This is a genomic window from Sulfuricystis thermophila (assembly GCF_004323595.1).
Lineage (GTDB): Bacteria > Pseudomonadota > Gammaproteobacteria > Burkholderiales > Rhodocyclaceae > Sulfuricystis > Sulfuricystis thermophila.
The window spans coordinates 2,347,723-2,359,404 of record NZ_AP019373.1; the positions used below are offsets into that span (position 1 = coordinate 2,347,723).

10 protein-coding genes are annotated in these 11,682 nt (G+C 61.9%); 9 read left to right on the forward strand and 1 reads right to left on the reverse strand.

What is annotated here, in order from left to right:
* Positions 1 to 124 precede the first annotated feature (124 nt).
* From M52SOB_RS11850 to M52SOB_RS11860, 3 genes are all read left to right on the forward strand, one after another.
* Positions 125 to 1,558 carry a sigma-54-dependent transcriptional regulator gene (locus tag M52SOB_RS11850; RefSeq protein WP_131111999.1) on the forward strand — a complete coding sequence of 478 codons (1,434 nt, stop codon included), beginning with the start codon at positions 125 to 127 and terminating at the stop codon, positions 1,556 to 1,558.
* Positions 1,559 to 1,566: 8 nt separating this feature from the next.
* On the forward strand, positions 1,567 to 2,928 hold the full coding sequence (locus tag M52SOB_RS11855; RefSeq protein WP_131112000.1) for an ExeA family protein: 1,362 nt from the start codon (positions 1,567 to 1,569) through the stop codon (positions 2,926 to 2,928).
* Positions 2,929 to 3,010: 82 nt separating this feature from the next.
* Positions 3,011 to 4,801, forward strand: coding sequence for a secretin N-terminal domain-containing protein (locus M52SOB_RS11860; RefSeq protein WP_131112001.1), 1,791 nt, complete (start codon positions 3,011 to 3,013; stop codon positions 4,799 to 4,801).
* Here M52SOB_RS11860 and M52SOB_RS13965 read toward each other — a convergent pair.
* Complete coding sequence (locus M52SOB_RS13965; RefSeq protein ID WP_172601831.1) at positions 4,795 to 4,950, reverse strand: hypothetical protein; 156 nt, start codon at positions 4,948 to 4,950, stop codon at positions 4,795 to 4,797. The genes M52SOB_RS11860 and M52SOB_RS13965 overlap by 7 nt on opposite strands.
* 602 nt (positions 4,951 to 5,552) lie before the next feature.
* Between M52SOB_RS13965 and M52SOB_RS11865 the strand changes: the two genes are divergently transcribed.
* From M52SOB_RS11865 to M52SOB_RS11890, 6 genes are all read left to right on the forward strand, one after another.
* Positions 5,553 to 6,155 carry a tetratricopeptide repeat protein gene (locus M52SOB_RS11865; RefSeq protein WP_172601832.1) on the forward strand — a complete coding sequence of 201 codons (603 nt, stop codon included), beginning with the start codon at positions 5,553 to 5,555 and terminating at the stop codon, positions 6,153 to 6,155.
* Between the two features lie 32 nt (positions 6,156 to 6,187).
* Positions 6,188 to 7,891 carry a GspE/PulE family protein gene (locus M52SOB_RS11870; RefSeq protein ID WP_131112003.1) on the forward strand — a complete coding sequence of 568 codons (1,704 nt, stop codon included), beginning with the start codon at positions 6,188 to 6,190 and terminating at the stop codon, positions 7,889 to 7,891.
* Positions 7,892 to 9,091 carry a type II secretion system F family protein gene (locus M52SOB_RS11875; RefSeq protein WP_131112004.1) on the forward strand — a complete coding sequence of 400 codons (1,200 nt, stop codon included), beginning with the start codon at positions 7,892 to 7,894 and terminating at the stop codon, positions 9,089 to 9,091. It begins immediately after the preceding gene.
* Positions 9,092 to 9,093: 2 nt separating this feature from the next.
* Positions 9,094 to 10,638 (forward strand): hypothetical protein, encoded by a 1,545-nt coding sequence (locus tag M52SOB_RS11880; RefSeq protein ID WP_131112005.1) that lies wholly within the window; start codon positions 9,094 to 9,096, stop codon positions 10,636 to 10,638.
* 2 nt (positions 10,639 to 10,640) lie between these two features.
* Positions 10,641 to 11,237, forward strand: a complete 597-nt coding sequence (locus M52SOB_RS11885) for a hypothetical protein (RefSeq protein ID WP_131112006.1) — start codon at positions 10,641 to 10,643, stop codon at positions 11,235 to 11,237.
* A gap of 152 nt (positions 11,238 to 11,389) precedes the next feature.
* Positions 11,390 to 11,680, forward strand: coding sequence for a hypothetical protein (locus tag M52SOB_RS11890; protein WP_131112007.1), 291 nt, complete (start codon positions 11,390 to 11,392; stop codon positions 11,678 to 11,680).
* The last annotated feature ends 2 nt before the right edge of the window (positions 11,681 to 11,682 follow it).

Here is an 11,682-nt window from a genome sequence, read left to right on the forward strand (position 1 = left end):
TGGATTATATACGTGCGTCCTGTATGCTGACGTTGGCAGGCTTCGGCAACCAGATCGGCCGTCATGGCCGTCATGAAACAGGTTTTTCATCAATAGCCGAACGATGAGGGTAAGATTGCTTGTTATGAGCCACTCGAACGGCAGCCATCCCTCCCTGCTGATCGTCGATGACGATCCGTTGATTGCCGAAACCTTGGGGTTTTATCTGGAGCAGGACTTCCGGGTCACGGTGGTGGGAGATCGCGGCCAGGCGATGCAATGGGTGAAAGCACAGACGCAGCCACCGGAACTGGCGCTCGTCGACCTCGGCCTACCACCAGCTCCGCATCGACCGGAGGAAGGTTTCGCGCTGATCAGCGAATTGGTCGCCAGCGCACCGCGCATCCGCATCGTCGTCCTCTCCGGCCAGAATGACAGCGCCAATGCCCGCCACGCCCGCGCGCTGGGGGCCCTGGAATTCGTCGCCAAGCCCATCGCCCCCGACCGCTTGCGCACCATGCTGTTACGGCTCGTCGAAATCCCCGCGGATTCCCTGGCCGGCAGTGAAGTGCCGCTGCTCGGCGACAGCCCGCCGATGCAGAAATTACGCCTGCAATTGCGACAATATGCCGATGCGCCTTATCCGGTGCTGATCGAAGGCGAGTCCGGCAGCGGCAAGGAGCTGGCTGCTGCCGCCTTGCACAATCTGTCGGCGCGCAAATCTCAACCCTATGTGACCGTCAATTGCGCGGCGATCGCGCCGACGCTCGTCGAGGCGGCGCTGTTCGGCCATGCCAAGGGTGCATTCACGGGCTCGGCCGGCGCCCGCAGCGGCTTTTTCGAGGACGCCGGCAGCGGCACATTGCTGCTCGACGAAGTGGGTGAGCTGCCCCTCGAACTGCAACCGAAGCTGCTGCGCGTGCTCGAAAACGGCGAGTATCAGCGCGTCGGCGAAACCCAGGCGCGCCGTTCGCTGGCGCGGGTGATCGCTGCCACCAACCGCGATCTGAAAAACGAGGTCCGTCAAGGTCGCTTCCGCGCCGACCTCTACCATCGTTTGTCCGTGTTCACCATCTCACTGCCACCGCTCCGGGAGCTGGGCCACGACAGACTGATCCTGCTCGATCACTTCCGCTGCCAGATCGCGGCACAGCTCGACCAGCCACCCTTTACGCTGAATGCCGAGGCCGAACGACTCTGGCTTGGCTACGATTTCCCCGGCAACGTGCGCGAACTGCGCAATATCGTCATCCGTCTCGCTGCCCGCCACCCCGGCCAAACCATTGACGCCGCCACGCTCGCCGAGGAATTCGATCCGCACCAGCTCGCTCCCCCCTCGGCCGACCGGGAAGCGATGATCGAGAGCGCTTGCCGCACCCTGATGGAACAGTCGGGCAGGTTCAGTCTCGATGCCCTGCTGCTGGGCTGGGAGGATGCCTATATCGAGGCCGCTCGCCGGCTGGCGAACGGCAACATCAGCCAGGCCGCGCGGCTGCTCGGCATCAACCGTACCACGCTGTACAACCGCATCGACACGCTTGCCCGCGAACGGTCCAACGATCCATCGCCTCACCGCTGATCCGCGCAATGTATCTCGAACACTATGGCCTGAACGAACCACCTTTCCGCATCACGCCGCACACCGATTTCTTCTTTTCCGGCGCCAACCGCGGCGCGACGCTGGAAGCGCTGCTGTATGCGATCACCCACGACGAGGGCATCGTCAAGATCAGCGGCGAGGTGGGCAGCGGCAAGACGATGCTCTGCCGCGTGCTGATGGAGCGCCTGCCGGCCAGCGTCGTCGTCATCTATCTCGCCAACCCCTCCCTCTCGCGCGAGGACATTCTCTATGCGTTGGCCGACGAACTCGGCATTCCGCCTCTCGACAACAGCCGACCCGCGACGGTGATGCGCGCCCTGCAGGAAAAACTGGTCGAGCTCTATGCCGAGGGCAAGCAGGTCGTCGTGCTGATCGACGAGGCGCATGCAATGCCCGTCGACACGCTGGAGGAGATTCGCCTGCTGTCGAACCTCGAATCGAACCGTCACAAGCTGCTGCAACTGGTGCTGTTCGGCCAGCCCGAGCTCGATGTCACACTGGCACGGCCAGACATGCGCCAGCTGCGCGAACGGATCACGCACAATTTCCGCCTCGAACCCCTCGTCCAGGCCGACATCGCGGAATATCTCGATTTCCGCATGCGTGCCGCCGGCTACCGCGGCCCGAGCGTCTTCACACCGGAAGCGGTCAGGCATATCGCCAAGGCCTCCGCCGGGCTGACGCGACGCATCAACATTCTCGCCGACAAGGCGCTGCTGGCCTCCTTTGCCAATGGCAGCCATCAAGTGGACGGCCAGGAAATCGAAGCCGCCATCCGTGATGCCGAGTTCTCCGAACTGCCCAAGCCGGTGCGCCGTTCCAGTACTCCTGGCGCACTGCTCTGGGCAGCCGGCGGAGCGGTCACGATGCTCACCCTGGTTGGCATTTGGCTATTCGCCACCCGCCCCAGCGAACCGGCTGCACCGCCCAGCCCCCCGCAAGCCGTCGAACCGCCCCCGCCACCCGAGGCTCCCGCAGTACCCGAAAACGCCAGCGCAACGCCCTTGCTCGACAAGCTGCTGGAAGAGAGCCGTCCCTGGCTCGAGACGGTGGCCGACAATCGCTGGTTCATCCAATTGTTCACGGCCATCGACGCCAACGATCCTGCTCAGGTGGAATCCTTTCTGGCAAACATCCGCAATGCCGGTCTGGAGATGGGGCAGGTGCGGGTTTATCGTTTGACCAGCGGCGACAAACCACGTTATGGCATCCTGTATGGAGATTATGTTTCGCGCCAGGAAGCCGTCAATGTTCTGAATGCACTGCCACCCGAGGCGAAGCGTTATCACCCCTACCCTCGTCAGGCACTCCGGCTGAAATTGCCAGGCAAGACCATGAACAAAGACTGATCTCTGAGGATATTCAGATGCTTGCCCATCCCCCTGCCGATGCTAGGATCATTGGAATCCTCCATTCCCGCTCGCACCGGCCATGAAAAAACCCTTTTCGATCGCCCTGCTCGCACTGTCGCTCGCGGCCTGCAGCAACGCCCCGATCCAGCCACCGGGAGAAAGTCATCTGCGCGCGGAGAAAGTCGGCGCTGGCGGGACGGCACAGATTCCCCCGCCCGTGAGGCAGACCCTCGCCCTGCCGAAGCCGAAACCCACCGCCAAGACTGAAACCTACAGCGTGGTCGTCAACAACGTGCGGGTGCAGGAGCTCCTGTTCGCCCTGGCGCGCGATGCGAAACTCAATGTTGACATCCATCCCGGCATCGAGGGCACGGTGACGCTGAATGCGATCGACCAGACGCTGCAACAGCTCCTCAACCGCATCGCGAAACAAGTCGACATCCGCTGGGAGCTCGACGGCCCGAATCTGGTGGTCATGCCTGACACCCCTTTCCTGCGCACCTACAAGGTCGACTACGTGAACATGCAGCGGGATACCAACAGCACGGTCATCGTCAATTCGCAAATCGGCGCAGCGGCAACCGGGACAGCCACGGCGACGACCATCAGCCAGGGCAATAACTCCCAGACCAAGATCGAAAACAAGACCCAAAACCGCTTCTGGGAAACCCTGGAGGCCAACATCAAGGACATCCTGCGCGAGACCGACAAGATCTTGCCAGCCGGATCGAGCGAGACGGTCATCGAGCGCCTCGATGAGCAAACGACGACGGGCACTGGGGCGCCTCCACCGCCCACCCGCGGCAACGCCGCGCCAAATCTGGCCATCAGTCCCAATCCGGCATCGTTGCAGCAAAGCGGGGTGACCGTCACGCGCCGCAGCACCTTCCGCGAAGCGGCCTCCGTGATCACCAACCCCGAAACCGGCATCATCACCGTTCGCGCCACCAGCCGTCAGCATGAAAAAGTGCGGGAATTCCTCGATCAGGTGATGAGCGCCGCCCAACGCCAAGTGCTCATCGAAGCGACCGTCGCCGAAGTCGAGCTCTCCGACAATTACCAGCAGGGCATCGACTGGCGGCTGCTCAGTCGCAGCCTGGCGGCAGCTGGTGCGATCGATGGCAATATGGTTGCCCAGGCCGCCACTGGCTTGATCACCCTGCAGAGCACTCGCCGCAGCGGCACGTTCCAGGCGACAATCAAGTTGCTCGAAGACTATGGCAACGTCAAAATACTCTCCAGCCCTAAACTTTCCGTGCTGAACAACCAGACCGCGCTGCTGCGTGTGGTGACCAACAACGTGTATTTCACCGTCAAGTCGGATGTCGCGGCCGGCGTCAGCGGTTCGGCGCCAGTCAAGGCGATCACGACGACGCCGCAAACCGTTGCCGTCGGTTTCGTGATGGCCGTCACGCCGCAGATCAGCGACGGCAATACCATCACACTGAATGTCCGCCCCTCGATCACCAGCATCGTCGATGCCGTGAAAGATCCCAACCCGGACCTGAACATCGACAGTCTGATCCCGGTGATCCGCACGCGCGAGATGGAGTCCGTACTGCGCATCGAGAGCGGCAACATCGCCGTGATGGGCGGCCTGATGGAAGACAAGCTCGATTACAAGAACCAGGGGCTGCCTGCACTCTCCGGCCTGCCCCTGTTCGGGCCGCTGTTCCAGCAACGGAACGATACGCGCAAGAAAACCGAGCTGGTGGTCTTCTTACGTCCTGTCATCATCAAGGATGCCAGCTTGCAGGGAGATTATGGCGATTATCGCCACCTGCTCCCGGCCAAGGACTTTTTCGAGAAGGGCAACCTCGGCCCCCCTCAACCGCAGCTGCCCACGAGCACATGGGGTGACCGTCAGTGAGTTTGTTGATGGATGCGCTCCGCAAGGCGGAGCAGCAAAAACAGCAGGCCGAAGCAGGCGGCCGAATACCAGCCGACCAGCAACATGATGGGCTGGCGCTCGAACCTTTGCCGGACGAGCCGAAGATGACGGGCGCTGCCAGCCAGCACGCCAACGATGGTGGCAGGCTGCCGGAATTGCCCAAACGGATGGAAGAGCTGGATGAACAGTTTTTCAGCGCCCCTCCCCCCTCTGCAAAAGCCACGGCGGCACGCGGCTCGGCCCCGCGACCATCTCCCGCGAGCAGCAAAGCTATGACGGATGCCGACCGATCGAGAGCGCAGAACCTGTTCGCCGCCAAACAGACGAATTCTCCCGTGGGCCGCGGTTTTGCCATCAGTGTCGGCATCGGCACCCTGCTTGCAACCGTGGCAATCGGTGCCTATTTCTATTGGCAGCTGCAACCCAAAGGCGGTTTGTCAGTAAGCCCAGCCCTAACGGCTACCCCTCATCTGCAACAGCGCGGCAGACTCCCGACAGCCTTGCCGCGTCGGCGCCTCCTGCCGCTCAGAAAGAACCACTGCAAACCGCATCACCGACTCCTCCCCGACCAAGCGACAGTGCAACAACTCCGCCGGCAACCGCCCCATCGTCACCATCGACTGCGCCGCAATCCAGCGTCATTCCAGGCACAACCCATGCATCCAAGACGCCCGAGCGTCCTCGTCAGCCAGATACCTCCTCGGTCGCAACCGCGATGCCGAATACCCCGGTGCGGCTCAGCAAACAACCCGCCAGGATCGATGACCCACAGGAAGCCGCCTACGCTGCCTTCAGCCGCGGTGAAAACGAGCTCGCCCGCACGCTTTGGCTGAAGGTGCTGCAAAGCGACGCCCGCAACCTCGATGCCCTGCTCGGCTTGGCCGGGCTCGCGCAACAGGAGGGGAAGCCGGATCTGGCTGAAAAGCTGTATCGACAAGCGATCGATGTCGATCCGAAAAACCCGGTCGCCAACGCCGGGCTGCTCGCGCTCAATCCGCCCATCGATCCCCGGCTAGCGGAAAGCCGTTTGAAGGGTCTGCTGGCCGAACAGCCCGATTCGCCGCATCTGCATTTCGCACTCGGTAACCTGTATCTTGCCGAATCGCGCTGGGCGGATGCCCAGCAGGCATTTTTCAAGGCTCACGTCGCCGATCCCGGCAATGCCGACTATCTCTACAACCTGGCAGTCAGTCTCGATCACCTGCACCAGGATCGTCTGGCCGCCCAGTATTACGCACGCGCGCTGGCGGCTGCCCGTTCGGGATTCGCCACTTTCGATCCCGCCCAGGCTGAGATACGCTTGCAGGCGCTCCAGGCAGCCCAGGGCCGCTGAACCGGGAGCATATGGATACAGGTCAATCGGCCATGAACACCACGGCTCAGCGCCAGCCCATCGGCCAGGTGCTGATCGCCCGCGGCGTCATCAGCGAAGACCAGCTGCGCATCGCGCTGCTGGAGCAGATGAAATCCAACCTGCCGGTCGGCAAGCTGCTGGTCAACCTGGGCTTCGTCTCGGAAGCGACGTTGCGCGACGCCCTTGGCGAGTCGCTGGGGCAGAAATCGATCGACCTGTCACGCGCCACGGTGGACCCGGCGGCGCTACAGCTCGTCCCCAAGGAAGTCGCCCGTCGGCACCGCCTGTTGCCCCTCGATTATGTCGCGGAGCTGCACAAACTGACCGTGGCGATCGCCGATCACAACGATCTCGTCGCGCTCGACAAATTGCGTGCGCTGATTTCACCGGACCTGGTCATCGACACGGTGCTGGCCGGAGAATCCGAAATTGCACGTGCCATCGATCAACACTACGGCTACGAACTCTCGATCGATGGCATCCTCCACGAGATCGAAACGGGGGAAATCGATTTCCGCAGCCTGGCTACCGCGTCGGACGAATACAGTCAGCCGGTCGTACGCCTGATCGATGCGCTGCTCACCGATGCCGTCAAACGCGAAGCCTCCGATATCCATTTCGAGCCGGAGGGGAGCTTCCTGCGCATCCGCTATCGCATCGATGGCATCCTGCGCCAGATACGCGCCCTGCACAAATCCTACTGGCCGGCGATGGCAGTGCGCCTCAAGGTGATGAGCGGGATGAACATCGCCGAAATGCGCGCGCCTCAGGATGGCCGCATCACGATGACGATCGGCGGACGCGACATCGATTTTCGCTGCTCGGCCCAGCCGACCATTCACGGCGAAAACATGGTGTTACGCATCCTCGACCGCCAAAAGGGGATCGTGCCGCTCGACCGCCTCGGTCTCGACACCTGGCAGCTCGAACTATTACGGCGCATGCTGGCGCGCCCCGAAGGGATCATCCTCGTCACCGGCCCCACCGGTAGCGGCAAGACGACCACGCTCTACTCGATGCTCAACCACATCAATGCCGAGAGCATCAACATCATGACGTTGGAGGATCCGGTCGAATACCCGATGGCGATGATCCGCCAGACTTCGGTGGCCGAAGCCGCCAAACTCGACTTCGCCAACGGTATCCGCTCGATGATGCGCCAGGATCCCGACGTGATCCTGGTTGGCGAAATCCGCGATGCGGATACTGCCGCCATGGCCTTTCGTGCGGCGATGACCGGCCATCAGGTGTTCTCGACCCTGCACACCAACTCGTCGCTCGGTGCCATACCGCGCCTCTTGGACATCGGCGTGCTGCCCGACATCATGGCTGGGAACATCATCGGTGTGATCGCTCAGCGGTTGGTGCGCAAACTCTGTCCTCACTGCCGCAAACCCTACACACCCGGCAACGAAGAGCTGCGCCTGCTGGGTATCGAAGATGTGCGGCCGTTGCCGGTGCTCTATCATCCGGGAGGCTGCGAGCGCTGTGAATTCCAGGGCTACCGTGGACGCATCGCGATCATGGAGATCCTGCGCATGGACGACGATCTCGACGATCTGATCCTGCGGCGCGCCACGCATCGTGAGATCCGCCTGGCCGCCGAGGCAAAGGGCTTCCGCACGCTCGCCGACGACGGCCAACGGCGCGTCGTCGAAGGCATCACCTCGCTCGAGGAAATCTTGCGGGTGATCGATCTGACCGAGCGCATGTAAATGCCGCTGCACGCCTACAAAGCGATGGACCAGACCGGCAAGGTCGTGCAGGGCAGCATCGATGCCCTGAACCTCGTCGATCTGGAAATGCGCCTCAAGCGCATGGGCCTCGACTTGATCGATGGCTCACCGGTCAGACGCGGGAATTTTGGCGGCAATCGGATCGGCCGACGTGAGCTGATCGCTTTCTGTCTGCATCTCGACCAGCTGATGCGCGCGGGCGTGACGATCATCGACAGCCTGACCGACCTGCGCGACAGCATCGACAACCCGCGTTTCCGTGAGGTATTGGCCGACCTGATCGAAAGCGTCGAGGGCGGCAAGACGCTGTCGCAGGCGCTGGCCGCGCACCCACGCATTTTCGATGGTGTATTCGTCAGTTTGATCCGGGCCGGCGAAGAAACCGGCAAGCTGCCGCAGGTGCTGCACAATCTCACCGAATCCCTCAAGTGGCAAGACGAGCTCGCGGCGCAGACGAAAAAGCTCGTCACCTATCCCGTGTTCCTTCTCGTCGTCGCGGTGTTGGTCACCCTGTTCATGATGCTCTACCTGGTACCCAAGATGGTGGTCTTTCTCAGGAACATAGGGCAAGAGCTGCCGTTGCACACACAGCTTTTGATCGCCACATCCAATTTCTTCGTCAATTACTGGTATGTGTTGCTGACTCTGCCGATCGTTGTCGGGATAACGCTCGCCGCGGCGGCGCGCACCAATCCGCAGGTCCGGCTGCGCCTGGATGCCCTGCAATTGTCGCTTCCCTGGCTCGGCGAGATTTTCAAGAAGATCATCCTGGCGCGCTTCGCCAGCGTATTCGCCTTGATGTATGCCTCCGGCATTTCCGTGCTCGACTCGCTCCGCACCACACAGGATGTGGTCGGCAATACCGTCATTCGCCAAGGCTTGCAGCGCGTCGAAGCCATGATCGGCGAAGGACAGGGAATCACCATCGCTTTTCAAAATGTCGGTCTGTTCCCGCCGCTGGTGATCCGCATGTTGCGTATCGGCGAGAACACCGGTTCGCTCGACACGGCGCTGACGAACGTCAGCTATTTCTACACACGCGATGTGCGCGAATCGATCGCCCGCGTCCAGTCATTGATCGAACCGGCTCTGACGATCATCGTCGGCGCCGTCCTCGGCTGGGTGATGCTGGCCGTGCTCGGGCCGATCTATGATGCGATTGCCAAGCTGAAAATCTGAACATGCCGCAGCGCCGCGTCCTATTTTTCGATAACTCGCGTCTGGCCGCCTACCGGGTGCAACGGGGTGAAGTGCTGCACGAGGCGAGTTTCGCCGGCGATGAAGCCGGCCTGGCGGCATTCGGCAGTTATCTTGCGGAGCACCGCCACAGTCTGTTCATGCTCCTCGCCGACACCACCGAGGAAAGCTACCAGACCGAGGACATCCCCTACACGACGGGGAGGGATCGGCAGGCCATCATCCGCCGCAAGTTGGCCCAGCATTTTTACGGTACGCCTTACGCCGTCGCCCAGTCACAGGGACGACTGAAAACCGGACGACGTGACGAGCGCCTGCTGTTGATGGCACTGACCCAACCGCAACATCTCGAGCCGTGGCTTGCCGAATTCCGGCGCAGCCAGGCGATTCTCGCCGGCATCTATGCGCTCTCCCAAACCGTCGGCGGCCTGCTGCCCGCGAAGTCGCCTGCACAATTGATGCTGCTCACGCTGACCCATGCGGGTTTGCGGCAGACATTTTTCGACGGCGGTCGGATGCGCTTCTCGCGTCTGACCCCGCTGATCCACGATGCCACCGACGCCCTGGCCGCCGCGGCAGCGGGCGAAGCCGTCAAAATGCATCAATATTTGACCAGCCAGCGCCTGATCGAGCGTGACCAGCCGCTCACGACGCTGATCCTGGCCCATCCTCTGGATACCCCGGCAATCCGCGCGCATTGCCAGAGCAACGCCAGCCTGCACTTCGAGATTCTCGACCTATCGGAAAACGCACGACGCACCGGCCTGCGCACGCCGCTCGCCAACTCGCAGGCGGAAGTGCTGTTCTGTCACTTGCTGGAAAAACAACCGCCGCGCGAACAGTTTGCGCCGGCAGAAGCGCTCGGTTTTTATCGCCTCTGGCAAGCCCGGTTCGGACTGAGAATCGCCGGCGCCTTGATTCTCGCCGGTGGCATCCTGTTTGCCGCCAACCGTGGCCTCGACATTCTGAAGCTCCGCGACGACATCGAACAGATCGGCTTCCAAGCACGGCTCAATCAGGAACGCTATGCGACGATGCTGCAGGCTTTGCCCAGCATTCCGATCAGCCCGGACGATCTGCGTCTGCTCATCGACCGCTACGACCAGATCGTGCTGCGCGCCCAAGGCCCCGCACCGTTGCTGGTACAGATCAGCCACTCGCTCGATGTCTTCCCAGCCATCAGCATCGACAGAATCGAATGGAGCATCGACGAGCAAATGTCCCCCCTTCCTGCCGACGGCATCGCCTATGTTGGCGGCAAAACGGCCCCGGTACCCCAGTCGCTGCGCGGCCCCTTTGCCCAGGCCGAAGTCGTCGCCCGGCTACCGCTTGCGATGGTGGGCGACCAGCGCGGACAACTCGCCGTGGTGGCCGACTTCCTGAAGCATCTCAGTGCCCAGCCAGACACGACGGCCATCTTGATGCAACCGCCGCTCGACACCCAGTCGGGCAAAACCCTCAAGAGTAGCGATGAAAAAGGCACGCCTGAGGCGCCCCGTTTCGTGTTTCGTGTTATCCGCAAACTCTGATCATGGACGACGGTTCGACACTCGGGGTAAGAAAACTGATCGGCAGCCTCTCTTTCCTGCTGCTGTCGATCCTAATCGCGGCCGGCATGGCTGTCTGGGTCATTCAGACGGGCAAGGAAGCGGAGCGCACGCTGCAGCAGGCAAAGTCGCAGCTGGCTGAAAGCCGCAATCGTGTGGCAAGGGCACAGGAGGACGAGCGGGAGATTCGTGCTCGTATCGATCGCTATCGTACGCTGATCGAACAGGGCCGCACTCTGCCGGAACGCCGTCTCGACTGGGTCGAGGCCTTGCGCAACATCAAGGAAAAACGTCGTCTGCTCGGTATGGAATATGAAATCGCGCCCCAACGGCTGCTGGATTCGAAACTACCGGTCAGCGGGGGCTACAGTTTCCTCGTCAGCCCGATGAAACTCGACCTGCTGCTGCTGCACGAAAATGATCTCCTCGGTTTGTTTTCCGATCTCTCGGCAGCGGTGCCAGCCCTGATCAGCGTGCGTCATTGCACGATCGAACGCCTGCCTCCCTCTCCCCTGCCACAAACAGCCCAACTGAAGGCCAACTGCGAGATCGACTGGATCACGCTTCAGGAGAAATTATGAGGCTCATGCGGCTCATACCGTTCTTGTTCCCCGTCACCCTCGCGCTCGCGGCGAGCGCGGCATGCGCTGAGACCACTGCGGCAGGCGAGTCCTCCCTCGGTCGTTTGTTTCTGACACCCGAATGGCGCTCTGCGCTCGAACGACAGCGCCAAATGAATGTGCAGCAAACACGCAGACTGGAAGGCGATAGCGTGCGCCTCGATGGCGTGGTGGTGCGATCTTCGGGCAAATCGACCGTCTGGATCAACGGCCAGCCACAGACCGAAGGCGCTTACGACACGGGCGTGACGACCACGGTTTCCCGCCAACATCCCGGCCGTGCCATGCTTTCCACCGGGGCGACTCCCTCTGTCGATCTGAAGGTTGGCGTAACCTTCGATCAAGCGAGTGGCGAAAAAGTCGGCGGTCTCGCCGCCGGCGAAATCCGCGTCCATCGCAAGTAGCA

What these genes read in the sequence shown, in the direction of transcription:
- M52SOB_RS11850 (WP_131111999.1), top strand. Translation starts at nt 125, where the DNA reads ATGAGCCACTCGAACGGCAGCCATCCCTCCCTGCTGATCGTCGATGAC.
- M52SOB_RS11855 (WP_131112000.1), top strand. Translation starts at nt 1,567, where the DNA reads ATGTATCTCGAACACTATGGCCTGAACGAACCACCTTTCCGCATCACG.
- M52SOB_RS11860 (WP_131112001.1), top strand. Translation starts at nt 3,011, where the DNA reads ATGAAAAAACCCTTTTCGATCGCCCTGCTCGCACTGTCGCTCGCGGCC.
- M52SOB_RS11870 (WP_131112003.1), top strand. Translation starts at nt 6,188, where the DNA reads ATGAACACCACGGCTCAGCGCCAGCCCATCGGCCAGGTGCTGATCGCC.
- M52SOB_RS11875 (WP_131112004.1), top strand. Translation starts at nt 7,892, where the DNA reads ATGCCGCTGCACGCCTACAAAGCGATGGACCAGACCGGCAAGGTCGTG.
- M52SOB_RS11880 (WP_131112005.1), top strand. Translation starts at nt 9,094, where the DNA reads ATGCCGCAGCGCCGCGTCCTATTTTTCGATAACTCGCGTCTGGCCGCC.
- M52SOB_RS11885 (WP_131112006.1), top strand. Translation starts at nt 10,641, where the DNA reads ATGGACGACGGTTCGACACTCGGGGTAAGAAAACTGATCGGCAGCCTC.
- M52SOB_RS11890 (WP_131112007.1), top strand. Translation starts at nt 11,390, where the DNA reads ATGAATGTGCAGCAAACACGCAGACTGGAAGGCGATAGCGTGCGCCTC.